Origin of the sequence: Streptomyces sp. NBC_00637, assembly GCF_045161545.1 — a bacterium.
Taxonomy (GTDB): Bacteria; Actinomycetota; Actinomycetes; order Streptomycetales; family Streptomycetaceae; genus Streptomyces.
Map to the genome: position 1 here is coordinate 326,511 of NZ_CP109047.1, position 26,356 is coordinate 352,866.

27 protein-coding genes are annotated in these 26,356 nt (G+C 71.3%); 15 read left to right on the top strand and 12 right to left on the bottom strand.

Annotation, left to right across the window (positions count from 1 at the left end):
* Window positions 1–20: 20 nt before the first annotated feature.
* The 10 genes from OG440_RS39465 to OG440_RS39510 all read right to left on the bottom strand — a co-directional run bounded on the left by OG440_RS39465 (window position 21) and on the right by OG440_RS39510 (window position 8,146).
* Entirely contained in the window at window positions 21–1,613 is a 1,593-nt protein-coding gene (locus OG440_RS39465) for a class I adenylate-forming enzyme family protein (protein ID WP_331753170.1), read from the bottom strand.
* Window positions 1,610–2,182 (bottom strand): YgaP-like transmembrane domain, encoded by a 573-nt coding sequence (locus OG440_RS39470; protein WP_331753172.1) that lies wholly within the window; start codon window positions 2,180–2,182, stop codon window positions 1,610–1,612. The genes OG440_RS39465 and OG440_RS39470 overlap by 4 nt, the downstream gene beginning before the upstream one ends.
* Complete coding sequence (locus OG440_RS39475; protein WP_331753174.1) at window positions 2,179–2,451, bottom strand: hypothetical protein; 273 nt, start codon at window positions 2,449–2,451, stop codon at window positions 2,179–2,181. Before OG440_RS39475 ends, OG440_RS39470 begins: the two co-directional genes overlap by 4 nt.
* A 97-nt stretch (window positions 2,452–2,548) precedes the next feature.
* A complete protein-coding gene (locus tag OG440_RS39480; RefSeq protein ID WP_331753176.1) occupies window positions 2,549–2,836 on the bottom strand; it encodes a DUF1416 domain-containing protein in 288 nt (95 codons plus the stop codon).
* A 38-nt stretch (window positions 2,837–2,874) separates the two neighbouring features.
* The gene (locus OG440_RS39485; RefSeq protein ID WP_331753178.1) at window positions 2,875–3,714 is read right to left on the bottom strand and encodes a sulfurtransferase; all 840 of its coding nucleotides are present in this window, start codon (window positions 3,712–3,714) and stop codon (window positions 2,875–2,877) included.
* 278 nt (window positions 3,715–3,992) lie between these two features.
* Window positions 3,993–4,364, bottom strand: a complete 372-nt coding sequence (locus OG440_RS39490; RefSeq protein WP_331753180.1) for a DUF2933 domain-containing protein — start codon at window positions 4,362–4,364, stop codon at window positions 3,993–3,995.
* A 176-nt stretch (window positions 4,365–4,540) separates the two neighbouring features.
* A complete protein-coding gene (murJ, locus tag OG440_RS39495) occupies window positions 4,541–6,220 on the bottom strand; it encodes a murein biosynthesis integral membrane protein MurJ (RefSeq protein WP_331753182.1) in 1,680 nt (559 codons plus the stop codon).
* Between the two features lie 223 nt (window positions 6,221–6,443).
* Window positions 6,444–6,659: a hypothetical protein gene (locus OG440_RS39500; RefSeq protein WP_331753184.1), complete on the bottom strand. Its 216-nt coding sequence runs from the start codon at window positions 6,657–6,659 to the stop codon at window positions 6,444–6,446.
* Window positions 6,656–7,624: a prolipoprotein diacylglyceryl transferase gene (gene lgt / locus OG440_RS39505; protein WP_331753186.1), complete on the bottom strand. Its 969-nt coding sequence runs from the start codon at window positions 7,622–7,624 to the stop codon at window positions 6,656–6,658. Before lgt ends, OG440_RS39500 begins: the two co-directional genes overlap by 4 nt.
* Window positions 7,625–7,780: 156 nt before the next feature.
* On the bottom strand, window positions 7,781–8,146 hold the full coding sequence (locus OG440_RS39510; RefSeq protein ID WP_331753188.1) for a hypothetical protein: 366 nt from the start codon (window positions 8,144–8,146) through the stop codon (window positions 7,781–7,783).
* 312 nt (window positions 8,147–8,458) lie between these two features.
* Between OG440_RS39510 and OG440_RS39515 the strand changes: the two genes are divergently transcribed.
* The 11 genes from OG440_RS39515 to OG440_RS39565 all read left to right on the top strand — a co-directional run bounded on the left by OG440_RS39515 (window position 8,459) and on the right by OG440_RS39565 (window position 19,457).
* Window positions 8,459–8,752 (top strand): metal-sensitive transcriptional regulator, encoded by a 294-nt coding sequence (locus OG440_RS39515; protein ID WP_331753190.1) that lies wholly within the window; start codon window positions 8,459–8,461, stop codon window positions 8,750–8,752.
* A 28-nt stretch (window positions 8,753–8,780) separates the two neighbouring features.
* Window positions 8,781–9,011 (top strand): heavy metal-associated domain-containing protein, encoded by a 231-nt coding sequence (locus OG440_RS39520; protein WP_331753192.1) that lies wholly within the window; start codon window positions 8,781–8,783, stop codon window positions 9,009–9,011.
* Window positions 9,008–11,542 carry a heavy metal translocating P-type ATPase gene (locus OG440_RS39525; RefSeq protein WP_331753194.1) on the top strand — a complete coding sequence of 845 codons (2,535 nt, stop codon included), beginning with the start codon at window positions 9,008–9,010 and terminating at the stop codon, window positions 11,540–11,542. Before OG440_RS39520 ends, OG440_RS39525 begins: the two co-directional genes overlap by 4 nt.
* A 28-nt stretch (window positions 11,543–11,570) precedes the next feature.
* Window positions 11,571–12,287, top strand: a complete 717-nt coding sequence (locus OG440_RS39530; protein WP_331753196.1) for a response regulator transcription factor — start codon at window positions 11,571–11,573, stop codon at window positions 12,285–12,287.
* Window positions 12,268–13,716, top strand: a complete 1,449-nt coding sequence (locus OG440_RS39535) for an ATP-binding protein (protein ID WP_331753198.1) — start codon at window positions 12,268–12,270, stop codon at window positions 13,714–13,716. The genes OG440_RS39530 and OG440_RS39535 overlap by 20 nt, the downstream gene beginning before the upstream one ends.
* A 282-nt stretch (window positions 13,717–13,998) precedes the next feature.
* Complete coding sequence (locus OG440_RS39540; RefSeq protein ID WP_331753200.1) at window positions 13,999–14,328, top strand: hypothetical protein; 330 nt, start codon at window positions 13,999–14,001, stop codon at window positions 14,326–14,328.
* 308 nt (window positions 14,329–14,636) lie between these two features.
* Window positions 14,637–15,284 (top strand): hypothetical protein, encoded by a 648-nt coding sequence (locus OG440_RS39545; protein WP_331753202.1) that lies wholly within the window; start codon window positions 14,637–14,639, stop codon window positions 15,282–15,284.
* Window positions 15,274–15,618 carry a hypothetical protein gene (locus OG440_RS39550; RefSeq protein ID WP_406011623.1) on the top strand — a complete coding sequence of 115 codons (345 nt, stop codon included), beginning with the start codon at window positions 15,274–15,276 and terminating at the stop codon, window positions 15,616–15,618. The genes OG440_RS39545 and OG440_RS39550 overlap by 11 nt, the downstream gene beginning before the upstream one ends.
* A complete protein-coding gene (locus tag OG440_RS39555) occupies window positions 15,608–16,567 on the top strand; it encodes an FAD:protein FMN transferase (protein WP_406011624.1) in 960 nt (319 codons plus the stop codon). Before OG440_RS39550 ends, OG440_RS39555 begins: the two co-directional genes overlap by 11 nt.
* Window positions 16,522–18,102 (top strand): 2Fe-2S iron-sulfur cluster-binding protein, encoded by a 1,581-nt coding sequence (locus OG440_RS39560; RefSeq protein ID WP_331753204.1) that lies wholly within the window; start codon window positions 16,522–16,524, stop codon window positions 18,100–18,102. The genes OG440_RS39555 and OG440_RS39560 overlap by 46 nt, the downstream gene beginning before the upstream one ends.
* Window positions 18,103–18,722: 620 nt before the next feature.
* A complete protein-coding gene (locus tag OG440_RS39565; RefSeq protein WP_406011625.1) occupies window positions 18,723–19,457 on the top strand; it encodes a hypothetical protein in 735 nt (244 codons plus the stop codon).
* Between the two features lie 229 nt (window positions 19,458–19,686).
* Here the strand turns inward: OG440_RS39565 and OG440_RS39570 are convergent, their stop codons facing one another.
* The gene (locus tag OG440_RS39570) at window positions 19,687–21,387 is read right to left on the bottom strand and encodes a VanW family protein (RefSeq protein ID WP_331753208.1); all 1,701 of its coding nucleotides are present in this window, start codon (window positions 21,385–21,387) and stop codon (window positions 19,687–19,689) included.
* Window positions 21,388–21,900: 513 nt separating this feature from the next.
* Window positions 21,901–22,323: a heavy metal-responsive transcriptional regulator gene (locus tag OG440_RS39575; protein ID WP_331753210.1), complete on the bottom strand. Its 423-nt coding sequence runs from the start codon at window positions 22,321–22,323 to the stop codon at window positions 21,901–21,903.
* 128 nt (window positions 22,324–22,451) lie between these two features.
* Between OG440_RS39575 and OG440_RS39580 the strand changes: the two genes are divergently transcribed.
* The 4 genes from OG440_RS39580 (at window position 22,452) to OG440_RS39595 (ending at window position 26,269) form a co-directional block, all read left to right on the top strand.
* Window positions 22,452–22,661 carry a heavy-metal-associated domain-containing protein gene (locus OG440_RS39580; protein WP_331753212.1) on the top strand — a complete coding sequence of 70 codons (210 nt, stop codon included), beginning with the start codon at window positions 22,452–22,454 and terminating at the stop codon, window positions 22,659–22,661.
* On the top strand, window positions 22,661–23,218 hold the full coding sequence (locus OG440_RS39585; protein WP_331753214.1) for a hypothetical protein: 558 nt from the start codon (window positions 22,661–22,663) through the stop codon (window positions 23,216–23,218). Before OG440_RS39580 ends, OG440_RS39585 begins: the two co-directional genes overlap by 1 nt.
* Window positions 23,219–23,352: 134 nt before the next feature.
* A complete protein-coding gene (locus tag OG440_RS39590) occupies window positions 23,353–25,665 on the top strand; it encodes a heavy metal translocating P-type ATPase (RefSeq protein WP_331753216.1) in 2,313 nt (770 codons plus the stop codon).
* Between the two features lie 406 nt (window positions 25,666–26,071).
* Window positions 26,072–26,269, top strand: a complete 198-nt coding sequence (locus OG440_RS39595) for a hypothetical protein (protein ID WP_331753219.1) — start codon at window positions 26,072–26,074, stop codon at window positions 26,267–26,269.
* The last annotated feature ends 87 nt before the right edge of the window (window positions 26,270–26,356 follow it).

Sequence of the window (26,356 nt, forward strand, 5' to 3'; positions counted from 1 at the left end):
GGCCAACGTGCTGTGTGCGGTCAGGGGAAGAGCTGATCGCGCAGCGCGGGCCTGCGCACCTTCCATGTCGCGGTGGTGGGTAGTTGCTCCCAGCGCATGACCAGCGGAAGTCCCAGGCCGGGGGTGTCGGCGGTTGCCGCGGCCCACCGGTCGGGATTCAAGGGCCGGTTGTCGCGGGTGGTGACCACCGCGACCGGGCGGTCGTCAGGATCGGCGAGAATCACGAGCTCGTCGAGTTCCTCCAGGCGCGCCAGCACGATGTCCTCCCAGGCCAGGTAGTCCGGGACGGCGGCCACCGCGTCGACGGCACGCCCCTGCAGGCGCACCGCTCCGTCGATCCGGCGCGATCCGAGGTCTCCGGTGCGCCACCAGCCGTCGTGCCATCCCTGCGCTGTCCGCTCTGATTCGGCCAGGTAGCCGGCGAACAGGCCCGGGCCCCGCACCTCGATCGCGCCCGCGCGGCCCGGTCGCCGCACCACCGCGCCGGTGCTCGGGTCGACCAGGCGTACCCGGTTGAACGCCAGGATCGGCCAGCCGACATGGCGCGCGTCGCCGGCGCGGCGTCGCGAGAACCGGAAGCTCAGCGCGATCGCTCCGGTCTCGCTCTGCGCGTAGGCCTGGGCGTAGACCGGCAGGCGCCGCCGCGAGGCAGCCAGCATCTTGTGGATGGTCCGCGGGTGGGCCGCGTCGAAGGTCGACAGGAAGATCCGGACGTTCGCGAGCGGGGCGGCTGGGTCCTCCCCCATCGACTCCCAGCGGGTGAAGACGTTGGGGAAGGTCTCGATGAGCGTGGGCCGGTGCCGGGCCATCAGGGGTGCTGCCGAGGCGGGGTCGGGATCGACCATCGCCAGGTGCGGCAGGCCGAGCGCGGCGATGGTCGCCAGCCCCGACAGGGTCCGGGCGTGCGCCGTCGTCAGACAGGTGGCGATGACGTCGCGGCGCCCCAGCATGACGCGTCCGCCGAGTACCTGCACGAGGGACTGCCCGGCCAGGCTCCCACCGGTGTGGGAGATCAGCTTCGGCACGCCGGTGGTGCCGGACGTGTGGGTCAGGGCCACCAGTTCGTGCTCGGTTCGCGGTGCCGGCGGCGGGGCTCGGTGGCCGCGGTACCGGTTCAGGGCGATTCCGCCGGCCGCGGGGCCGTCCACGCTGACCAGGTGTCGGATCAGGCCGGGGGTGGCCAGGCCGTGCCTGGTGATCGCGACGTCGTCGGCGACCGTCATGGGTCCGCCCAACCGGTGCAGCAGGGCGCGGATGGTGCCGGGGTCGAAGTCGGGTGCGAGCAACGCGGGCACGGCGCCGAGCCGCGCGGCAGCCTGGGCCAGCGCGATCACGTCGACATTGTGCGCCTTGACGATCGCGAGCACGTCTCCGCGGGCCAGCCCCGCCTGGTGCAGCGCTGCGGAGGTGTCGACGACGAGTTCGGCGAAGGCGGCGTAGTCGGTGTCCACCCCGAGTTCCGGTGCGATGCGGAGTGGACGGTCCAGCCAGAGCGGAACCCGGCCATGTGCCTGGGCGGCGGCCTCCGCGAGGCGCCCCCACGGGGCGGCGCCCGCGCCCCAGAGGCGTCGTCGTCCGGCCGGGCCTGCCAGCCACCGCCCGATGCCGGTCATGATGCGCCCTTTCCGGCCGACGCGCGGGCGCGCGGTGCCCGGTGGCGCCACATTTCCGCGTTCTGATCTCTGGGTTCCCAGGGCATGCGCATGAACCGGTGCAGCGGGCAGTGAGCGATCAACCCGCTCACCACGAGATCGACGACCGCGAGTCCGCTCACCACCGCCAGCCCCACTCCCCAGCCGCCACCCACTCCTGGGAGTACCAGGACAGCGATGACCGCGATGGCCACGCCCGCAGCGACTCGTACCACCTGTTCGGGCCGGGACATGTTCACCGGCAGGTAGCGTCGCCATCCCGTCACCGCGACCGCACTCGGCTTCACGCCACCCGGTGCCGGCGGGGCGGCCGACCGGCCTTGCAGCCCGCGCAGCCGGACGACCTCGGCTCGGGCGCGCCGCACCTGCGCGTCCAGGTCCGTGGTGACGGCCCCTGCGGGTGCGGCAGGCGAGCCGCGGCCGCCTCGGGTGGGAGCCGGATGCCGGTGTCGGCTCGTCGAGAGCACGTACGGCAGGAAGAACAGCGCCGCCATCGCGCCGGCGACAGCGATCAGTATGAGCCTTGTCATGGCGAGCGCCTATTGTCCCTTCGCCCGGGCGTCCTTCTCTCGGCCCGAAGCTGATCGATCTCGGCTTGCAGGCGCACCAGTTCCGCCTGCTTGGCCGACTTGGCCCCCGGCTTAGCGGGGTTGTCCGTCGAGGTCCGCGTCGCCTTGCGCTCAGCTCGGCGCCCGCTCCACGCCATCGCACCCATGATCAGAGGGCAGGCCACCAAGCACAGCACGAGCAGGGCGCCGCCGCCGGCCAAGCCGCCGCCCGCCGCGAGGAGATTCGTCATGTTCTTCCTGCTTTCTTTCTGGGAGTCGCGCCCGGCACGGAAGGTCGCCTCCCGCCAGGCGTCCAACCCTTTGGTACGGCCCTTTCTGACCGTCGGGTCAGACGGTGATGGCGACCTCGGTGAGGCTGCCCTGCTGCGCCACGACCGCCCGGTTGGCCGAGCCGCCGGGCACGAGCACGCGCAGCGTCCAGGTGCCGGGCGCCGCGAAGAAGCGGAACTGCCCGGTCGCCGAGGTCGGCACCTCGGCGGTGAACTCGCCGCCGTCGAGGAGGCGGATGTAGCCGGAGACCGGCTCACCGTCCCGGGTCAGTGACCCCTGGATGATCGTCTCGCTCGCGACGTCGACACCCGCAGGGTCCGGACCGCCGGTCTTCGCTCCACACATGACTGTCTTCCTTCCGCTGTCTGGCCGGATGCGTGGGGTCAGTTGGCGCCGAGCTCGATCGGCACCCCGACCAGGGAGCCGTACTCGGTCCAGGAACCGTCGTAGTTCTTGACGTTGGGCTGGCCCAGCAGCTCGTGCAGCACGAACCAGGTGTGCGCGGAGCGCTCGCCGATGCGGCAGTAGGCGATGGTGTCCTTGGACAGGTCCACGCCCTCACCCTCGTACAGCTCCTTCAGCTCGTCGTCCGGCTTGAAGGTGCCGTCGTCGTTGGCGGCCTTCGACCACGGGATGTTGCGCGCGGTCGGGATGTGGCCGGGGCGCTGGGACTGCTCCTGCGGCAGGTGGGCCGGGGCGAGCAGCTTGCCGCTGAACTCGTCGGGCGAGCGGACGTCGACGAGGTTGAGGCTGCCGATCGCCTCGACCGCGTCGTCGCGGAAGGCGCGGATTGCCAGATCCTGCTCCCTGGCCTTGTACTGCGTCTGCAGCCGCGGGGCCGGGACGTCCACGACCAGGTCGCGCGAGTCCAGCTCCCACTTCTTGCGGCCGCCGTTGAGGAGGCTGACGTCCTGGTGGCCGTAGAGCTTGAAGTACCAGTAGGCGTAGGCGGCGAACCAGTTGTTGTTGCCGCCGTAGAGGACGACCGTGTCCTCGTTGGCGATGCCGCGTTCCGACAGGAGCTCCTCGAAGCCGGCCCGGTCGACGAAGTCGCGGCGCACCGGGTCCTGGAGGTCCTTCTTCCAGTCGATGCGGATCGCGTTGCGGATGTGGTTCTTGTCGTAGGCCGAGGTGTCCTCGTCGACCTCGACGAGGACGACCTTGGGGTCGTCGATGCGGGCCTGGACCCAGTCGGCGTCGACCAGGACATCGCTGCGGCTCATGCTGTTCTCCTCCGGGGCGGTTGCGGCGGGGTGCGTACGCGGGCACGAAGGTGCCCTGATGGCGTGGGCAGGGATGACAGGTCATCGCTAGGGGTATCGGTGGACACGGGCCGGGCGAGGGCGCGGCGCACGGCCATCGAGGTGGCTCCGGACGACTGCCGCGTGGTCCGGGCCGAGGAGGTTCAGGGCGTACTCCGGCGCTGGTTCGCGGACGGTCGCGCAGTCGGGGATGAGCGGCTGCACGATCCGGGGTCTCCTTCCTGGGCGGGCGGCCGGTGTCAGGGGCGCGGGCCGGGATCGTCGGGCTTGGTGAAATCCACCGTGTGCGCAGGCGTGTCGTCGTCCGTGGTCCGCTGCTGGGCCTCCGCGGCCCGCAGAATGCGCACCTCCTCCTGGAGGTCGGCGATCTGCTTGTCCAGGGCGGAGTCCGTCGCCGTCCCGGACTTGCCCGTCGTGCCGGACATGCCGCACGCGGCGCCCTTGCCGTCCTGACCATGGCTGCCCATGCCGCGCATCATGAAGATCATGCTGAGCGGGCAGATGGCGAGGATCAGCAGCGGCAGTGCCGCCACGGCCCAGGCGGGCCTGAGGAGGAGCAGGACGGCGGCGATGGCGCCGAGGCCGATGAGGACTTTCTTGTTCAGGCACATGTAATCGCTCCGGTGGAGGGGCCGCGTGCTGCGTAAAGGGCGGTATACGGGACACGCTAGGCAGGGGCTGTGAAGGATCGATGAGCGTGTGATGGGCGGCCGATGTGCTTCACCGCCCGCCTGCGGAGCCGCCGTTTCCAGCGACTCGGGCTGCCTGCGGCCAGGGTGTTTCCCCTTCACTTCAGTCCGGTCAGGTGCCGTAGTTCGCTGATCTTCATCAGCCGGGCCAGGACGAGATAGGCCAGGCCCAGCGTCAGCGTTCCCGCGGCGAGGGTGAGGGCGGTGGGCCAGGTGCCGGTGCCCAGGAAGGCAGCCCAGATACGGGCGGCGATCCAGCCCAGGAGGGCGCCGGGGCCCGCGGCGCACACCAGCTTCGTGTAGGTGCGGCGCAGCGCCCCGTCGTCGAGGCGGCCGCCGACCCGCTTGCGCAGCAGCCGTGCGGTCAGGGCGAGGCCGGCCAGATAGGACAGGGTGTAGGCACCGGCCATGCCGGTCACGGCCCACGCCGCGGGCAGCAGCAGATGGGAAGCGGTGGCCAGGGCGATGTTCACCGTCGCGATCCAGACGGCCATGAAGAAGGGAGTGCGGGTGTCCTCGAGGGCGTAGAACCCGCGCAACAGCAGGTACTGGGCGGAGAACGGGATCAGCCCGAGCCCGAACGCCTGCAGCATGTGACCCAGCGGCTGGACGGAGGCGGCATCGGCCGCACCGTGGGCGAACAGCAGCGTGGAGATCTGCGGGCCCAGGACAAGGAAGAGGAAGGCGGCGGGTACGACGGCGACGCCGCTGACGCGCAGGGCGCGCGAAAGGTCCGCGCGCAGGTCCGGAATGCGGCCGTCTGCGGCGGCCTTGCTCATGCGCGGCAGCAGGGCGGTCACCAGGGAGACGGTGACGATGGACTGGGGCAGCATCCAGATGGTCTGCGCATAGGTGTAGGCGGTGTAGCCCGCGCCTGCCTGCGGCAGTTCCTGGTCGGCGGCGTTGGCGTAGTTGGTGACCACGGTCAGGGAGACCTGGTTGGCCAGCACGAACAGCAGGGTCCACTTCGCGGCGTGGACGCCGGGGCCCAGGCCGGTACGGCGCCAGTCGAACCGCGGGTGGAAACGGAAACCGGCGGCCCGCGCGAACGGAACCAGCGCGAGGGCCTGCACGACGATGCCGGTCGTGGTCCCGATGCCCAGCAGCCGCACCTGGGCTGCGGTGATGTCCGCCACCCGGTCGGGGACGGTCAGGAGCCCGAGATAGGCGGCGAACATGCCGATCAGGACGAGGTTGTTGAGGACCGGGGTCCACATCATCGCGCCGAACTTCTCACGGGCGTTGAGGACTTGGCCGTAGATGCTGAACAGGCCGTAGAAGAAGATCTGCGGCAGCAGGAACCGGGCGAAGACCACGGTGAGTTCGAACGCCTGGTGGCTGTCGGGGGTGTCTGGCATGTAGAGGCCGACGATCTGCGGCGCCGCCCACACCGCCAGCGCCGTCCCGGCTGTCAGCACGGACACCACCAACGTCACCAGACGCTGCTCGTACGCCTGCCCGCCGTCCGGATGCGTGGCCCGGGCCCGCACCAGCTGCGGCACGAGCACGGCGTTGAGCGCACCGCCGATCAAGAGCGTGTACAGGCTGGTCGGCACCGTGTTCGCCGTGTTGTAGGTGCTGGCCAGCAGGCCCGTGCCGAGCGCCGCGGCCTGCAGCACCTGCCGGATGAGTCCCGTCGCCCGGGACACGACGGTGCCCAGGGCCATCAGCACGGACGAACGGGCCAGTCCTCCCTTCACCGTCCTCCTCCGGCCTGCGGCATGCCGCCCCCGTGCTCGCGGTGCCGGTAGGCCCGTGCTCTTCGCCCCCTCCACCATGAGCAACCTCTCTCACAAGACCCCTGGCTCCGGCCCACCACCAGCGCGCTGCGCCAGGCCCTCCTGTGACGCCTGGAGTGGCCGGAACTTCGATGGAGACCGCGCATCCGTGTGCCTTCGGCCCAGCCACACAGCGGGGATCCGCTTTCACTCACGCCATCAGCCAACCCGCAACCAGGCTCTGACGGCGATGGAATATGCGCCGTGCGGCCGGGAGCGGCCGTCATTTCCAGTGGCTCAGGCCGATGAAGGCCAGGACCAGGCCGGTGGCCTGGGTGCCGATGTGGTGCGGGTCGAACGGCACGACGGTGAGCCCGGTTCTGGCACCGATGAAGCCGAGCGCGAAGAGGAACAGGCCGAGCGGGACCAGCGTGTAGAGCAGGATCCTGTCGCGTGTGCTGCCCGCGGTCCGCGTGCCGCGCAGGCGCAGCCTGCTCATGCCGTCGTCCTCGGAGCGGCGCGTGTTTCCTCCCGCGGGCCGCTGTCCGTGCCCTGTGCGGGTGGGGCCGCGGTCGGGTCGGTTTCGGGGGCTGCGGACGCCGCGAGGGGGGATCCGGAGACGGGAGTGGTGGTCTTCGGCAGGCCGGGCTCCTCCTGTGTTACGGCCACGGGTGCGGGACGGCTGCGCAGGACGAGGAAGACGACGGCGGCGAGGAACAGCAGCATGCTGGTCCACACGTTCAGGCGGAGCCCGAGGATGTGGTTGGCGGGGTCGACGCGCAGGGTCTCGATCCAGCCGCGGCCCGCGGTGTAGGCGGCGACGTAGAGGGCGAAGACCCGGCCGCGGTCGAGGCGGAAGCGGCGCTGTGCCCAGATCACCAGGCCGGCCGCGCCCAGGTCCCACAGTGCCTCGTAGGCGAACGTGGGGTGGTAGGTCGCGGCGTCCGGGGTCGCCGCGGGGCGGTACATCGGGTCGATCTTCAGGCCCCAGGGCAGGGTGGTGGGCCGCCCGTAGAGCTCCTGGTTGAACCAGCAGCCGATCCGCCCGATCGCCTGCCCGACCAGCACGGCGGGTGCGAGGGCGTCGGCGAAGGCGGCGAAGTCGATGCCGCGGCGCCGCGCCGCGATCCAGGCCCCCAGGGTGCCGCCGGCGATGGCCCCCCACACGCCGAGGCCGCCCTGCCACACGTACAGGGCCTCGACGGGGTTCTTGCCGGGGCCGAAGTACAGCTGCCAGCTGGTGATCACGTGGTAGAGGCGGCCGCCGAGGATACCGAACGGCACGGCGACCATGGTCACATCCAGCACGGCGCCTGCCGCACCGCCGCGGGCGCTCCAGCGGCGCTGCCCGATCACGACCCCGGCGAGGACGCCGAGGACCACCATGACCGCGTACCAGTGGATCATCAGCGGGCCGAGCGTCAGGTACGGGCTGGGCGGGCTCGGCAGGAACGCAAGAGTCATCGGATCACATCACTTGGGCTTGAAGAACGGGAGAGGGAGGGTCGCACCAGCGCGCGGTGCCGTCCGCGTTCGGCGGGCAACCGGTGGGTGGAGTCCGGGCTGCTGGCAGGACGGACAGCGCGGGGCGGTCGGGTGTCACGCCGCGGACGAGCCGAATCAGGACCCGTCACCGGAGGTGTGGCCGCCGCTCATCATGTCCGTCGTGGAGCCGCCCATCATCGAACTCCCGGAAGTGCCGCCCATCATGGAATCGCCGGACTCGTGGTCGCGGTCGGCCATCATGTCGCGCATCTGCTTCTCCGCCTTGTCGCGCTCGCCCGCGGGCAAGTGCTTCGTACAGTGCCGGATCATGGCGTTCGTGTCCGCGGAGTCGCCGGTGGCGGGTGTGGACGTGGTGGCGGTGGGGGTCGGCTTCGGATCGGTGGACGGCGAGGAGGCGAAGGCCGTGGTGGCGCCGAAGGCGCCGAGGCCGCCGAGCAGGGCGGCGGCCGCTGCCAGGCCAACGGTCTTGCGCTTGATCATGATGTCGCTCCTTGCTGATGCTTTCGTGACTGCGTGACGCCGACGCTAGGAGCGCGCTGTGAAGGATCCGTGAAGCGGCGATGTGCCGGCTCTGTGGCCTCCGGCGGAGCCGGAATGGGGCGGGTCCCTGTGGAGTTCGCATCCGTGTCCGGCACCAGACGTCGACGTATCGGGTGTGACCAGGAAGTTCATCCGCCGAGCGGGTGGCACGGCGAGGCAACGCCGACCATTGCGGAACCGCAATGACCGCTCATTGACCTATTTGCTACCCCTAGGGGGTAGGAGTAGCTTCGCGAATGAAGGAGGTGCATGATGGCGAATCCCGAGACCGAGCAGCAGCCGTTCCTGACCCCGGAGGCCGCGGACGACGCGCTGGTGCGCCTGGCCAAGATCGGCGGGCAGGTGCAGGGCGTCTCCCGGATGATCCGGGACGGCCGGTACTGCGTGGACGTGCTGGACCAGATCGCGTCGGTGCAGAAGGCCCTGGACGGCGTGTCCCGCACGGTGATGCGCAACTACCTGGAGCGATGCGTCACCGAGGCCGTCAAGAGCGACGACCCGCTCATCTACGACGAGTTGATGAAGGTGCTGTTCCGGCACCGCTGACCAGCGCGAGCAGAATGGAGGAAGGATCATGCCGAAGGCCATCATGCGGTCCGTCGGAGGCATCACCTGCGGTGACTGCCGGCAGGCCGTCGAGAGCGCGGTCGGCGCAGTGCCGGGAGTCTCGGTTGCGGAGGTCGACGTCCATGCCAGGACTGTCGCCGTCCTCTACGACTTCCCGGCTTTCACCGACAGCATCGACGAGGCGATCCAGATCGCCGGATACAAGATCAATCACAGGTCGACCAGGAGGGCGTCATGAGTGCGGCGGACATCGGGGTCCTGGCCGGAGCGGTCGCGCTGATCGCGTTTTTGGCCTGGTACTTCCTGGGCCCGAAGAAGTCACGGGAGGCCGAACTGAAGGGCGGCGTCCAGGAGATCGGCATCACGGTCAAGGGCGGCTACTCCCCGGACCTGATCCGGGTCCGCCAGGGGGTTCCGGTCCGTGTGGTCTTCGACCGGCAGGAGGGCGGGGACTGCACCTCGCGCGTGGTCTTCCCCGACTTCGCGCTCGCCGCCTCGCTTCCGGCGTTCGGTACGACCACCGTGGAGTTCACGCCGGACCGGGCGGGCCGGTTCGGCTTCGCCTGCGGGATGAACATGGTGCACGGCACTCTGCTGGTCGACCCCGGTGACGGGGAGGGTGAGGCCGCCGCGGCCACCACCGCCCCGCCCGGGGAAGCGGAGCGGGCTCCCGCTCCGGCACCCGAACCGGGGGATGCGGAACGTGAGGACGCCGAGACCGCCGAGCGGCAGGCGGAGATCACCGATCTGTCGCGGCGGGTGGCGTTCGGTGCGCTGCTGTCCCTGCCGGTCGTCGTGACCGTGATGCTGCACGAGGTCTTCGGCGTCGGGGTGCCCGGCCTGCTGCTGAACCGGTGGTGGCAGTTCGCGCTGATCACACCGGTGATGTTCTACACCGGCCGGCCGATCCACCGCACCGGCTGGCTCGCGCTGCGTCATCGCAGCGCCGAGATGAACGCGCTCATCACGCTGGGCACGTCCGCGGCGTACGGGTACAGCCTGCTGGTCACCGTGGTGCCGGGCCTGCTGCCCGAGGGCGTGCGCGAGGTGTACTACGAGGCGGTCGGGGTGATCCTCACCCTGATCCTGCTGGGCCGCCTGTTCGAGGCAAAGGCCAAGGCGGGCACCGGGCAGGCGATCCGCGAGCTGCTGAACCTGCAGGCCAGGACTGCCCGCGTCGTGCGGGACGGGGCAGAGGTCGAGATCCCCGCCGAGCAGGTCGGCGCCGGCGACATCGTCGTGGTCCGTCCCGGCGAGAAGGTCCCGGTGGACGGCGTCATCGTCGACGGCCGCTCCACCCTGGACGAGTCGATGGTGACCGGGGAGTCGATCCCGGTGACGAAGAGCGTGGGCGACGAAGTCGTGGGCGCGACCCTCAACCAGACCGGTGCCTTCCGGTTCAAGGCGACCAAGGTCGGCGCGGACACCATGCTCGCTCAGATCGTCAGGCTGGTGCAGCAGGCGCAGGCGTCCAGGGCGCCCATCCAGCGGATCGCCGACCTGGTCGCGAGCTACTTCGTGCCCGCCGTCGTCTTCATCGCCATCACGTCGTTCGCGGTGTGGTTCCTCCTCGGCCCTGATCCGGCCCTGACCCTGGGCCTGGTGTCGGCTGTGGCCGTGCTGATCATCGCCTGCCCCTGCGCGCTGGGACTGGCCACGCCGCTGTCGATCATGGTCGGCACCGGCAAGGGCGCCCAGGCGGGCATCCTGATCCGCTCCGCCGAGGCGCTGGAGACCGCACACCGCCTGCAGACGGTCGTGCTCGACAAGACCGGCACCATCACCCAGGGCCGGCCCGAACTGACCGACGTCGTCCCCGCCGAGGGCTTCACCCACGACGAGGTGCTGCGACTGGTCGCCTCGGCCGAGCACTCCTCCGAACACCCCCTGGGCCAGGCGGTGGTACGCGGCGCGTCCGAGCAGGGCATTGAGCTCGCCGAGGTCACCGACTTCGACTCGCTGACCGGGCACGGCATCACCGCCACCGTCGACGGGCGCCGAGTGCTGGTCGGCAAGGCCGGGCTGCTCGACGCGGAAGACGTCAACCCGGGACCCCTCACGGCGGACGCGGACCGGCTGGCCGCCGAGGGTAAGACGCCGATCTTCGCGGCGGCCGACGGACGGCTGCTCGGAGTGATCGCGGTCGCGGACACCGTGAAGGAGGACTCGCAGGCCGCCATCGCCGCACTGAAGCGGCTGGGCCTGGAGATCGTGATGATCACCGGGGACAACCGGCGCACCGCCGACGCCATCGCGGCCGAGGTCGGCATCGACCGGGTCCTGGCGGAGGTGCTGCCCGAGCACAAGGCCGACGAGATCCGCCGCCTGCAGGAGGAGGGCAAGCGGGTCGGCATGGTGGGCGACGGCATCAATGACGCCCCGGCGCTCGCCCAGGCCGACGTCGGATTCGCCATCGGCACCGGAACGGACGTGGCCATCGAGGCCGCCGATGTCACCCTGATCTCGGGCGCGCTGGGCGGTGTGGTCACCGCGGTCACGCTGAGCCGGGCCACGATGCGTAACATCCGGCAGAACCTGTTCCTGGCGTTCGTCTACAACACCGCCGGCATCCCGCTGGCCGCCGGGGTCCTCTACCCGGTCACCGGCTGGCTGCTCAGCCCGATCATCGCCGCCGCGGCGATGGCACTCTCGTCCCTGTCCGTGGTGGGCAACGCCAACCGGCTGCGCCGCGTCTCCCCGAGCCCGCTGCCCGCGGCCCCGCGCCCGCGGGAAGCCTCCGAGGCCCTGGCCCGGGCGGGCGCACGATGACATGCGTACGACGAAGGAAGGTGTACCCGTGAGTGCGACGGTGCTGGTCGTCGACGACGAGGCGAAACTGCGCGGCCTGCTGCGCGACTACCTGGAGCGCGACGGCTACACGGTGCTGGAGGCGAGCGAGGGCCGCAGCGCCCTCGCCCTGGCCACCGCCTCCCACCCCGACCTGGTCGTCCTCGACCTCGGCCTGCCCGGCCTGCCCGGCGAAGAGGTGGCCCGGCTGCTGCGCAAGACCAGCGACGTGCCGATCGTCATGCTCACCGCCAAGGCCAGCGAGAACGACCGGGTGATGGGGCTGCGGCTGGGCGCCGACGACTACGTCGTCAAGCCGTTCAGCCCGCGTGAACTCATCGCCCGTATCGAGGCGGTGCTGCGCCGCGCCCGCGGCCCCCGGACCGGGATGGGGCCACAGGAGGCCGCCTCGTACGGCAACGGGCGGCTGCGCATCGACACCGAGCGCCGCGAAGTGCAGGCGAGCGGCGAGCCGGTGGAGCTCACCCGCACCGAGTTCGACCTGCTGGCCGCGCTCGCCTCCCGCCCCGGCCGGGCCTGGACCCGGATGGAACTGGTGGGCCGCGTCCAGGGCCACACCTTCGAGGCGTACGAGCGGACCATCGACGTCCACGTGAAGAACGTGCGCCGCAAGCTCGGCGACACCCCGCCCTCCACGGTGATCGTCACCGTGCCCGGGGTCGGCTACAAACTGGGAGTCGAACGCGATGTGGAACGCCCTGCGTGAACTGCTGCGCGGCCGGTTCGCCCGCCGCCTGGCCCTCGCGTTCGCCGCGCTGGGCATCGGCACGGCGGTACTGACCGCGGTGCTGGTCAACACCGCCTTCACCGCCCGTTTCGAGGACTACCTCAGCCAGCAGCAGCAGACCCGGCAGCAGCAACTCGTCGCCCTCTTCGCCGACGAGTACAACCGCGATGGCATCTGGCGCCCCCGAGCTCTCGACGAGCTGGCCCCCACCGTGACCATGACCGGGTCGGAAGTCGAACTGCGCGGTCCCGCAGGACAGCGTGTGTGGTCCCTCGCCGATGCCGATGTCACTCCGGCCACCTTGGCCATGCACCGGGACATGATGGGCACCGGCGACCTCGGTCCGCCCCGCAGCCTGCCCATCAGCGTGCAGGGTGAGCGGGTCGGGACCCTTCAAGTCCGCGTCCCCCAGGGCGTGGTCCCGGCTGTCGACAAGGACTTCCAGGCTTCCGTCAACCGGCTGCTCGCCGCCGGAGCTCTCGGCGCCGCGCTGGTCGCCCTCGTCGTCGGCGTGTTCACCGCCCGCCGGGCCACCGCACCGATCGCCGAACTCACCCGTGCGGCCGATGACCTGGCGGCCGGCCAGCGCGACCGCCGCGTGACCACCATCCCGGGCAACGAGATCGGCCAGCTCGCCACCGCGTTCAACACCATGGCCGACCGGGTCGAGAAGGAGGACGAACTGCGCCGTGCCTTCGCCGCCGACGTCGCCCATGAACTGCGCACCCCGCTGGCCATCCTGCGCAGCCAGATCGAGGCCATTCAGGACGGGGTCGCCGAGGCCACCCCCAAGACCATCGACTCGCTGCACGAGGAGACCCTGCGCCTGGGACGTCTGGTCGCCGACCTGGAAACCCTGGCCTCCGCCGACGCCGCCGCCTTCACCCTGCACCGGAAGCCGGTGTCCCTGACCACCCTGGTCTGCGAAGTGACCGCCGAATTCGCAGACGCCTTCGCCGACGCCGAAATCACGCTGCGCACCGACCTCACCGAAGAAGTAGCGGCCGACGCGGACCCCGACCGGATGCGCCAGATCGTGACGAACCTGCTCACCAACGCCCTCAAGTTCGTCCCGTCCGGCGCCACCACGACCGTGTCCCTGTCCCGGCACGGGGACGAGGCCGAACTGCGGGTCGCCGACACCGGGCCGGGAATCCCTCCCGACGAACTTCCGTACGTCTTCGACCGCTTCTTCCGCGGCCGCGACGCCCGCGCCAACGGCTCCGGCATCGGACTGGCCGTGGTCGCCGAACTCGCCGCCGCCCACGACGGCCACATCACCGCCGACAGCCGGCCCGGGCACGGCACCACCTTCCTCGTCCGGCTGCCCGCCACGCCCGCCCCAGGCTCAGGCCGCGGCTTGCGAAAAGGCCTGGCAGCCGGGCCGGAAACAACCGGCCAGCCATAACGCCGAGCAGGGGCAGCGGCGCCGACAGGGCGCGGTGCGAGGGCGGTATGAACGCCCCGCGCAGGACCGTGCCGCGTCGCCTACCGGCCTGTGAGCCTTGCCACTTCATGGATCTTTCGCGCGTTTCCCCTTGAACTTCCAGTGCACTGGAAGGGTGATGCTTGGGGTGGCCAAGGTGCTTCGCGCCCGTCGGCGATCGGACGCCGAACGTGCGCCGGGGGCATCCCGGCCGTACGCACCGAAAAGAGGCCCTCAACGGGCCGTCAGGAAGGTGGAGAACGCATGAAGCATCGCACCGCCCTTGCCGTCGCAGGCGCCGTCGCCGCAGTCGGCATCTCCGTGGCCGTGGCCGCCCAAGCGTCGGCCGGAGGGGGCCCGGCGCCCACGCCGACGTCCTCGCCATCCTCCACGGCCACGCCGTCCACTCCTCCGGCACCCCGGAACGGCCAGGACGGGCAGGACGGGCAGGACGGGCAGGAGCCCAACGACGGCAGTGAGATGGGCATGGGCATGGGCATGGCCGACGACGGCATGGACAGGGCCGACGACGGCATGAGCAGGGCGGACGACGGGATGGACAGGGCCGACGACGGCATGGGTATGGACGGCTGACCCGCCTGAGGACACGCCGACGGGTTTGACATCTCGGCGCACGTGAATCAAGAATCACCTAACTCCCTTAGGAGTTTGGGTGGGTTGCGGTCCGGTCGAGAGGCGCGCGGCGCATGCGCAGGGGGCCGCATGGCCTTTGGCCTCCCCGCAGCCACAGGCGTGAGCGGGCCCGCAAGGGCCCGACGCCTCGTCCCGCAGTAACCCGACCGAAGGGCGCGCCGACGATCGGCCGCATGCCCGCACCGGGCACTCGCGCCCCCGCACACCGTACAAAGCCCTCAACGGGCTGTCATGAAGGTGGAGAAAACGTGAAGCAACGCACTGCCCTCGCCGTCGCCGGCGCTGTCGCCGCACTCGGCATCTCCGTGGCCGTGGCCACGACGGCATCCGCCGGAGGCGGTCCGGACACCGCCTCCCCGACGCCGAGCACATCGCCGTCGGCGTCCGCCTCGCCCACCCAGCCGGCGCAGCCGAACGGGACGAACGGTCAGACGTCCGGCAACGGCCAGTCCGGCATGAACATGGGCGGCGGCATGAACATGAACGGCCAGTCCGGCGGCAGCAGCGGCATGGGCATGGACGGCATGGACATGGGCGGCGGCATGGGCATGAGCGGCCAGTCCGGTATGGGCATGGACGGCATGAACATGAGCGGCGGCATGGGCATGAGCGGCCAGTCCGGTATGGGCATGGACGGCATGAACATGAGCGGCGGCACGAACATGAACGGCCAGTCCGGCATGGGCATGGACGGCATGAACATGGGCAGCGGCATGAACTCGGGCACCAACGGCCAGACGCCCAACTGGTACACGACGCCGCCGGAGTGGTGGACCACCCCGCCGACCTGGTGGAAGGACCAGTCCTCCAGCGACGGCAAGGACAGCAAGAGCAGCTCGGACACCCAGAGCAACAGCACCGACAGCATGGGGATGAACAGCGGCAATGGCAGCTGAGCCGCCCGTGTCGGCCCAGGACAGGGAACAGGACACCAGGACCGCCGTACGCGTCGCGGTGGGCGGGGCTGCCTTGGCGGGTGCCATCCTGCTGACCACCGGTCTGGTCGTGGGTGCCGGAGGGACGGCTCAGCCCGCGGCCGCCGCGGCACAGCCGACGCCCAGCGCGTCCGCATCCGCGGCGACCCCGGTGACCCGCAGCACCGACTCAGGCTGCCCCGGCGAGGGCAAGTCCGCGACGGCCTCCGCCGCACCTGCGCCGGGCGCGGCCGCGTCGGGTACGACGACGCAGGCCATGCCCCAGCAACCCATGACGCGCAGCGGTGGCAGCTGAGGCGCGTGAGGCGCGTTTCCCGGTGATGGGCAGCGCCGGCCACCTGATCGTGGTGTCCGGCGCGCCCGACCTGCTGGAGCGCGCCCAGAAGCTGCTGGCAGAGCTGGAGTCGTGCTGGTCGCGGTTCCGCCCCGACAGCGAGGTGAGCCTGCTGAACTCCTCGCCCGGCCGATGGGTCCGGCTCTCCGTGCCCACGGTGGCGCTGATCGGCCGGGCCGTCCAGGCGTGGGGGACGACAGGCGGCCTGTACGACCCGACCGTCCTTTCCGCGCTGGAAGCAGCCGGCTACGACCGCAGTTTCGAGACCCTGACAGATGACGCCCGGCCGGGTGCGGACGTGGACGCGGTTCCGGCTCCCGGGTGCGCAGGTATCGAGATCGACCACGACCGGGTGCGCCTGCCGCCCGGTGTGCGCCTGGACCTGGGCGGCATCGGCAAGGGATACGCGGCCGACCTGGTCGCCGACGAACTGCTGGGCTGGGGCGCGGAGGGTGCGTGCGTCAACCTCGGCGGAGACGTGCGGGTGGCCGGTCGGGCACCCGGGCCCGGGGGCTGGGTGGTGGCCGTGGACGACCACCTCCACCCCGACGAGGACCTGTCCTGGGTCGCCCTTTCACATGGGGCGGTCGCCAGCTCCACCCGGCTGCGGCGCCGCTGGCAGCGGAGCGGCCGGGAGTTGCACCATCTGATCGATCCGAGCACCGGCCGCCCCTCGGCGTCCTCCGTGGCCGCGGTCACCGTGGTGGCCGCACAGGCGCACTGGGCCGAGGTCCTCGCCAAGGCCGCGCTGATCGCCGGCCTGCCGGCCGGGAGCGAACTACTGCGCTCCCACGGCGTCGCGGGAGTGCTCGTCACGGGCGACGGCACGGTACACCGGGCCGGCCCATGGGAAAGGTACGAATCTTGGACCCCAAAATCTGGTGGTACATCGCCCGCGCCAGCGGGCTGATGGCCTGGTGGCTGCTGTCCCTCACCGTGGTGTGGGGACTGCTGCTCTCCAGCCGGATCCTCGGCCCCCGCCGCCCGGTCCCGGCCCGGCTGCTGGACCTGCACCGGTTCCTGTCCGGGATGTCGGCGGCCTTCGTCCTCGTCCACCTGGTCGCCCTGCTGGCCGATGAGTTCATGGACTTCGGGCTCCCGGAACTGCTGGTGCCCATGGTCTCGCCGTACCGCCCGGGCGCGGTGGCCTGGGGCGTGGTCGCCATGTACGTGATGGCCGCCATCGTGGTGACGTCGCTGGCCAGGCGCCACCTGCCCCACTCCGTGTGGCGGTGGGTGCACTACGCCACCTTCGCTCTTTTCGTCCTGACGACCGTGCACGCCTTCACCGCCGGAACCGAGGCGACCAACCCGGCCGTGCAGCTGACGGGCCTGGCGTTCGGCGGGGCGTTCCTGTTCCTGGCCACCTACCGGTTCCTCACGTGGCGGGAACCGTCTGCTTCGAGCAATGCCGCGACTCGATCCACGTCCGAATCCGAGGGCGGTGAGGTGGGTCCGACCCCGCCGCCACTCACCCGTGACACGCTGCGGGACCGGCCGGTCCTCGTGAAGGAGCTGCGCCACGCTGCCGACGGCGTTCTCGCCGTGCGGCTCGCCGCCGACGACGGCGGCCGGCTGCCCGCCTGGGAGCCGGGCGCGCACATCGACCTGGTCCTGCCCTCGGGCACCGTCCGTCAGTACTCGCTGTGCGGCGATCCGGCCGACCGAGACATCTACCGCGTCGGCGTGCTGAAGGTTCCTGCCGGGCGCGGCGGGTCGGCGGAGGTCCACCAGTTGCGGGCCGGGCAGAAGATCGCCGTCAGGGGCCCCCGCAACAGGTTCCCCCTCGTCCTGACCGACCGCTACCTCTTCATCGCCGGCGGCATCGGCATCACCCCCCTGCTCCCCATGATCCGCCGCGTGGACGCGGCCGGCCTGGAGTGGCGGCTGATCTACGGCGGCCGGTCCCGCACGTCCATGGCCTTCACCGAGGACCTGCCCGCCCTGGGCGGCGACCGCGTCCGGCTGGTGCCCGAGGACACCGACGGCCTGCCCGACCTGGACGCCGTCCTGGCCGACGCCCGGCCCGGGACCGCCGTCTACAGCTGCGGCCCCGAACCGCTCATCGCCGCCCTGGAGAAGATCATGGCGGCGGACTTTCCCCACCTGAACCTGCACATCGAGCGTTTCGGACCGGCCAAAACCACCACGGCCGCACCGACCTCCCAGGCAGCCGCGCCGGAGTTCGAGGTCGAACTGGCCCGCAGCCGCCAGGTGCTCCCCGTCCCCGCCGACCGCAGCCTCCTGGACGTCATCCGCGACGCCGTCCCCGACGCCGCCTCCTCCTGCGGGGAGGGCTTCTGCGGCACCTGCAAGGTGACCGTCCTCGCCGGCACCCCGGACCACCGTGACGAGGTGCTGGCCCCCAGCGAACGCGGACGCACCGATGTGATCTACCCGTGTGTCTCACGAGCCCGCAGTTCACGCCTCACCCTGGACCTTTAGACCGTACGCAGTCGCCCTCGGGATGCTTGGGAGGACCGAAGTCGCTGGTCACCGTCCTCCTCTCGACGGCACGGTCACGGGCATCCCCGCAAGCCGGTCCGAGCAGCTTCTCGACGCGGCGCTGCGACTACGCCAGTCGTCCGCCCTGCCGCAGCAGGAGACCACGTCGTCGGTCGCCACACCTGGGAGCCCGGGCGGCCCCGCCGCCGGTCGGGGCACCTTTTCGGAGCAGGCCAACCCCGGCGCGGTCCCTGAGGCTCTGGAGAGAAGCGGGTCGATTCGCAGGGCACCGCGGATCGAACCCCGCTCCCAGCAGGGCGATTGCGGCGCATGCGCCCACGGGTGAGTGTTCGAGCGGCGGCCGCAGAGCGTCCGGACATCAGGCGCGTCCTCTGCTGGGCAGGGTGCGCGAAGGGGCGTGCGCGGGCGCAGAGCGGTTCACCGGCCGTGCGGGAGGAAGGGGGCGCACTCCAATGCCCTAAAGGGGTTAGGAGTATTCGGGTGTGGTGCCGGGGAGCCTGGGACGGGACGCCTGAGGGTGCGCGGCGCTGGACCCGCCGTGTGGAACCGCGCTGCCGGCGGGCGGCCGGGCCCGGTCAGTGCGGTGGAGGGGAGTAGCTATGGGTGTAGTGGACAGTACGGCGGTTTTGGCCCATGCCTCCTCCGCGCACGGGTCCGTCATCGCCGGGGTCGTGCTGGTGACGGCCGCCACGCTGGCCGGGGCGTGGCTGTCCCGGCGTCGTTCCGGGCAGCAGGCGGCGTGGCTGGCCGCCGCGGCCGGGGCGCTGCTGGTGATCTCGGGCGTGCATCTGCTGCCCGACGCGTGGTCTGACGCCCCCGCCGCCGGAATCCCCCGGTGGGCCGTGCCCACCATCGCTCTTGCCTCTTTCGCCCTGGCCGGGCTGGTGGCGCGCAAGGGCTGCCCGTGCGACCCGGAGAAGGCGGGCGGCCTGGGCACTGCGGCCGCGCTGACTGTCCACCGTTTCCTGGAGGGTTCGGCGCTGGCGCTGACCAGCACGCTCACCGTTGCCGGCGCCCTGGCGGTGCATGCGCTGGCCGAAGGACTCGCGGTCGGCGCGCTGCTCCACGCCCAGCCGCGGCGGCACCTGATCGTCTGGCTGTCCGCGATGTGCCTGGGCCCGGTCGCCGGAGCGGCCGCGGTCGGCCTGCTCCCCGCCGCGGCCGAGACCGCGCTGGTCGCACTCGCCGCCGGGGTGCTGGCCCAGGCCGCGTGGGTGAGCCTGAAGGCGGCCGTGCACCTGAGTCCCGGTGGCAGGCGCCTGGGGCGCCGCCCGGCTGCGGTCGGGCTTGCCGCCGCCGCGGTCACCGCCCTGGCCGCCCTGGTGTCGGGCTGATTGCTCGGCATCCCGGTCTTCGGGCGCGGACCGCCGCCTGGAGCGGAGAAGGCCTCCTGCGCCCGGGACGCGGACAGCGGGGAGCGGGGAGCGGGGCCGCAGCGGAGCCGCGGTGCAAACCGGGGGCTCGGGGGACGGACGCATCACACGCCCGGAGCCGGGCCAAGCCGTGGCCGGGCGGCGCAGACGGCCGGGTTTCAGGCCGGGCCGCCCTGCCGGATTCGCGGGGTCAGCCGCAGGTCACCTCGTCGCGCGGGACGTAGTGCGTGCGGTACGGTTCCCGCTTCACTTCCCGGCCGTCGTTGTAGAAGACCCGCTGCACGGTGACGTCGAAGCCCTCCAGCGGGGTCTGCGGCTCGCAGCCCTTCGCGGTGCTTACCCTGTCGACCGGCTGCTTCACATGGGTGCGCGGCCCCTTGACCGACTTCACGTCGCCGTACTTCTTCGTGCCGAGGAAGGTGACGGTCACGGAGGTGTCGGTGGCCTGGGCCTGGATGTAGACGGCGTGGCCGGAGTCGTTGTTGAACCTCAGGTCCAGGCTGCCCCAGGCGACCGTCGCCTCACGGCCCTCCGGGTAACGCTCGATGTAGAAGGAGTGGGCGCCGTGTTCCACAAGCTTCAGCCCGGCGAAGTACGCCGCGTTGTAGACGGTGGTGGCCACGGTGGAGACACCGCCGCCGGACGCCCTGGCGAACTGATCGTTGAGGATGATGATGCCCTCGACGAAGCCGTTGGCCTTGGTGCGCTCGCCGACGGTCCGGTTGAGGCTCCAGGTCTGGTTCGGCAGGACGACAGAGCCGTTGATGAGTTCCGCCGCCCGGCCGATGTTCTTCGTGCGGTACGCGGCCGGCTCGAAGTTGACGGTGAAGGAGGACATCTTCTCCTTCAGCCCCAGCTGCGCGGCGTTCTGGCGGGTCACCGTCGGCTGGGTCTTCTTCGGGGCCACTTCGCCGGTGCGGGCGGTGCCCGACTTCGTGAGCAGCGGCAGGACGGCCTTGCCCAGCGCCTTGTCCGTGACCTCCTGGCCGGGCTTGCCGTCGGCGTCCACCACGACCTTGTCGCCGTCGAGCCGCAGCTTGGCGTCCTGGGCCTTGACGGTGATGCCGGCCAAAGGGCCGGCAACCGCGGGGGCGTCGAGCAGGCCCTTGGCGTCGAGCTTCGGCGTCAGCTCACCGGCGCCGTCCGGCCGCATCTTCAGGTGCTCGCCCAAGACGGTCTGGCTGATCGTCAGCCGCTTGCCGCCAGTGGTGAGCGTGACGGGTGCCGACATGGCCGGGCTCGCGAACTCGCGCACCGCCCGCCGCGTCTCCTCGGCGGTGACCTTCGGCCTGGTCTCGCGGGCGGGCAGGGCAGTGGCCGAGTCGGCCTTGCCGCTGAGGAATGCGGTTCGCAGGGTACCGACCGCGGCGTCCACGTCCAGGGCGTACCCGCTGCGCGGGGTGACTTCCTTGACCTTGCCCTTGTCGAACGTCACAGCGCCGTCGCGGACCTTCTGATCGAGTGTCTTCGCCAGCTTCTCCAGAGCGGCGCGGGCCTTGCCCTCGTCGACGCGTACGACCGGCTCGAGTTCACCGCCCGAGCGGAAGAGTCCGCCGATCACGGTGAACGGATCGGCGCCGGCGCGCGTTGCCCGGTCGGCGATCTGCCGAGTGTCGAAGCTGAGTCCGGCCTGCCGCGGATCGACCGTGCCGCTGCGGCCGCCGACCTTCACGGCCAGCTCCTGCGAGCCGGGCGCCGACAGGTGCTTGTCCAGCTTCTGTATGGCCTCGGCACGGCTCAGGCCCCCGACGTCCACACCACGCACCGTCGTGCCCGCGTCGATCTCACCGCTCGTGAGCAGCAGCCCGGCGAGATACAGGCCGCCGATACCGACGGTCAGCGCACCGCCCGCCAGGGCGAGGGGCGGAACGGAGGGTATTCGGCGGCGCATGGGTCTCCCTGGGATCGGACGGCAGGACGGCGCACCCGATGACACAACGGCGCGCAGGGAAAGCTCATCAAGTTACCCATAGCGGGCCAATGAATGTATATGTGACAGGTCACCCTGGATACTCCGGAGCGACGCGAGCCCCTCTGACCCGCGACAGAAATTCCCCAGTCGACGAGATCTTGCGCCGGGTGCGTCACGCGGTCACAGGCAGGGAAGCCCGGGCGCTGGCAGTACCGGCCTCCTGCAGCCCTGCCAGGTGCTCGTGCGGGCAGGCGGACAAGAGCCGCGTGCCGTCCACGCCGGAGCGGCGTGCGCGGGAGGGGTCCGGACTGCGATGTTCATCAAGTACGCCCGGGCCGGCGGCAAGGACCACGAGACCCCGCGCCCGCAAGGGCGGCATGCGCCGAACATCCTCATCGGCACGCCGCTCGCTCTTGCGCGCCGGGCCTTGAACCGATGCCGGTCGGCACACACCGGCGGGCGCGGGGCGGGGCGGGACCTCCACGTGAACGCCTACGCCCCGGCGGGCTCGGTCTCCAGGATCCAGCAGACGCTGGCGGTGTCGTGGTCGGCGTCGCTGTCGGCCGGCCCGCCCCCTTCGGCGTGGTTGATCAGTGTCTCCAGGTGGGCTTCGAGGGTGACGAGTTCGGTGATCTGGGCCCGCACCTGGTCCAGTCGTTCGCCCAGCATGCGCCGGACGTGGCCGCAGGGGGCCTCCCCTCCGTCGCGCACCGTCAGGATCTGACGCACTTCCCGCAGGGACAGGCCGGCGGCCTGGCAGCGGCGGACGAACTGCAGCCGGTCCGCGGTCTCCGGGCCGTACTCGCGATGCCCGCTGGGGGTGCGTGCCGGCGGCGGCAGGACGCCCGCGTCCTCGTAGAAGCGGATGGTCTTGGTGTTCGTCCCTGTGAGCTTGGCCACTTCGCCGATCTTCATTCGCTTCCCCTCTTGAACTTCCAGTGCACTGGAACGGTGAGGCTAGCGTGCACTGAGGTGTTCCGGCACCCCACGATCACCGAATCACTGGTGAGCGTGGCCACATCGAGAGATCGCGGAGCAACACGATGAGCGAGTCCACCTACACGGTCACCGGCATGACCTGCAGCCACTGCGCCGATTCGGTCACCAAGGAGATCAGCGGCATCGCCGGCGTGCAGAAGGTCGATGTCGATGTCGACGCCGGCCGTGTCACCGTGTTCAGCGACGGCCCCCTGGCGGCGGCGGACATGGCGGCGGCCGTGACGGAGGCCGGCTACGAGCTGGTCGCCTCCTGATGGCGGTTGCCAACCCCCTGGACGGCATGAGCACGGCCGCCAAGATCTCCGCCTACGGCCTGGCGCTCACGGTCGTCTTCGCGCTGGCCTGGGCGCTCGGCAGCACGGCCGGGCCGTTCGAGGAATCCGCCTCCGCGCAGCAGGCCACCGCTGCGCATGACGGCATGCGCTCCGACGGCGAGAGTGCGGGGGCCGCCTCCAGTACACCCACGCCGGCGCCGAGCAGTGAGGCGCCGTCGCAGCAGCAGCCTGGCGGTGCGCCCGCGCAGCAGTCGCCGGAACAGCCACCGCAGCAGCCGCAGACTCCCCAGCAGTCGCAGCCGCAGCAGCCGCAATGGGTTCCCGGACACTGGATGCCCAGCACCTGGATGCCGGGCCAATGGGTCGGCGATCAGTGGCGGCCCGGGCACTGGATGCCGCCGCGGTGGATTCCCGGGCAGTGGAAGCAGACCGGTTCCGATTCCGCGGCTCAGCCCACCACGCCCGTCCCCGGCGCTACCGCCGGGTCCACACCCGCGGCACCGGGCAGCGACATGCAGGCCGAGCCGATGCCCTGACGGAAGGGATACACGTTGACGGCTGCGGGAGGTCCGGTGCCCGGCATGTGCCGGGCACCCGCAACCCGCCCCAGGATCCACGCCCCACCACTAGGAAGGACCACACCGATGAGACGAGAAGGAGGAGGACATCGATGAGCCCGACCGCGCTGGATGAGACTCTCCCGATACCGGCCGCCCAGCAGATCGAACTGTCGATCGGCGGGATGACCTGCGGCTCGTGTGCCGCGCGGATCGAGCGCAAGCTGAACAAGCTCGACGGGGTGAGCGCCACCGTCAACTTCGCCACCGAGAAGGCGAAGGTCGCCTACCCGGCCCAGCTGCCCCTCGCGGACCTGGTCAAGGTGGTCGAGGACACCGGCTACACGGCCACACCACCGAAGCCGAAGAACACCGCACCCGCGGCCGGGCCCGCCGGTGAGCTCGGTGACGAGAGCGGCACGGGCGAGGAGGAGTACGACGAGCACACCCGCTCACTGCGGCAGCGGATGCTGGTCTCGATCGTCCTGACGGTCCCGGTGATCGCCATGGCGATGGTGCCGCCGCTGCAGTTCGCCAACTGGCAGTGGGCCTCCCTGGCCCTGGCCGGACCGGTGGTGGTGTGGGGCGCGGCCCCGTTCCACAAGGCGGCCTGGGCCAACGCCCGGCACGCCGCCGCCACCATGGACACGATGATCTCGCTCGGCGTCGTCTCGGCGTTCCTGTGGTCGCTGTACGCGCTGTTCTTCGGCGGCGCGGCCACCCCGGGCCTGACCCACAGCTTCTCCCTCAGCGTCGACCGCTCCATGGCCGGCAGCAACATCTACCTGGAAGTCGCCACCGCCCTGACCGCGGCGATCCTCGCGGGCCGCTTCTTCGAGGCCCGCTCCAAGCGCCGCGCCGGAGCCGCGCTGCGCTCCCTGCTGCAGATGGGCGCCAAGGACGTCGCGGTGCTGCGCGACGGCCGCGAGGAGCGCATCCCCGTCGAACAGCTGGGCGTGGGCGAGAGGTTCGTCGTCCGCCCCGGCGAGAAGATCGCCACCGACGGCGTCGTCGAGGAGGGCACCTCCGCGGTGGACGCCTCGATGCTCACCGGCGAGTCCGTCCCCGTGGAGGTCGCTCCCGGCGACCCGGTGGTCGGCGCCACCGTCAACGCCGGCGGCCGGCTCGTCGTCCGCGCCACCCGCGTCGGCGCGGACACCCAGCTCGCACAGATGGCCAGGCTGGTGGAGGACGCCCAGACCGGCAAGGCCGAGATCCAGCGCCTGGCCGACCGCGTCTCCGCCGTCTTCGTGCCGATCGTGATCGCGCTGGCCGTCGGCACGCTGGCCTTCTGGGGAGGCGGCGGCGCGGGCGCGGCGGTCGCGTTCAGCACCGCGGTGGCCGTACTGATCATCGCCTGCCCCTGCGGGCTCGGCCTGGCCACCCCCACCGCGCTGCTCGTCGGCACCGGCCGCGGCGCCCAGCTCGGCATCCTCATCAAGGGGCCCGAGGTACTGGAATCCACCCGCCGCATCGACACCGTCGTCCTCGACAAAACCGGCACCGTCACCACCGGCAAGATGAGCCTGACCGCCGTCCACACCACCGACAGCGTCGACGAGGACGAGGTACTGCGGCTGGCCGGCGCCCTGGAGTACGCCTCCGAGCACCCCATCGCCAAGGCCATCGCTTTCGGAGCCGAGGACCGGGTAGGTGACCTACCGCCGGTCGAGGACTTCCTCAACCTCGAGGGACTCGGGGTCCAGGGCACCGTCGAGGGCCGCAAGGTGCTGGTGGGCCGCCCCAAGCTGCTGGCACAGTCCGGCGCCGACCTCCCCCAGGACCTCGTGGCCGCGCAGAAGGCCGCCGAGGCGCAGGGCCGCACCGCCGTCGCGGTGGCCTGGGACGGCGAGGCCCGCGCTGTCCTGGTCGTCGCCGACACCATCAAGCCCACCTCCGCCGAGGCCATCCGGGGCCTGCGCGACCTCGGGCTGCGACCGGTGCTGCTGACCGGCGACAACGAGACCGCCGCCCGCGCCGTGGCCGCCGAGGTCGGCATCGACGAGGTCATCGCCGAAGTCCTGCCCAAGGACAAGGTCGACGTCATCACCCGCCTCCAGCGCGAGGGCCGCGTCGTCGCCATGGTCGGCGACGGCGTCAACGACGCCGCCGCGCTCGCCCAGGCCGATCTGGGACTTGCCATGGGCACCGGCACCGACGCCGCCATCGAAGCCAGCGACCTCACCCTCGTACGAGGAGACCTGCGCGCCGCCGTCGACGCCATCCGCCTGGCCCGCCGCACCCTGCGCACGATCAAGGGCAACCTGTTCTGGGCTTTCGCCTACAACATCGCCGCCCTCCCGCTGGCCGCCTTCGGCCTGCTCAACCCCATGATCGCCGGTGCGGCCATGGCGCTGTCCAGCGTGTTCGTGGTTTCCAACAGCCTGCGCCTGCGCGGCTTCCGCAGCGCCTCCGCCACCGAGTAGAAGTGACCACAGCCCACCCGGAACCTTCACGCATACGGGCCCGCCGTCATCGGATGGTCTTCGGTACGGGGCGTGCGGCTGGCAAGACAGCCGCACGCTGCTGGTCGAAGACTGCGGAGGAGATGACGGCGGGCCGCGCGCGTCGGCGGACGACGAAACAGGCAGCACGCTCCACGCCAGGCAGTCGTGGCGTCACCTTCGGCCGCTGCTTCTTCCGCCGTACGGGCCCGAAGAAGCAGCGTCGCTCTGCGCACGCCCGCCGGCCTTCTCCTCGGAACACTGAACCCGCCTGGCGCGGCAACCGAAGACCTGTCTGTACAGCGGCGTGACGCCGCGCTGCTGGTGGCCTTCCACACCTGCGCGCGCTGCAGGTCACCGGCGCGATGCTGCGGGACTGACCCGCGCCATGCACCGCACCGCCCCCGTCCTCCTCATGGCCGGTCTGCTTCCCCTTCCCACGCTCCTCGCTGCCGACGCGCCCTCGGCCGCCTGGGGCCTGTGGGGCGCCGTCGCCATTGCCGCTGCCCTGGTCCACGCCGCCGCCGACACCCTCCGCGACGTCCCCCGACCCGGAGGGAACGTCCCGACCCGGAGCGGGCCGTGACCGGCCAGGGCCCGCCCGGAACGCCGACGGGCAACCCCAGCCGCCGCGTGCCGCGCGAGCTGGATCCTGCGGCCCTGCAGGCCGGAC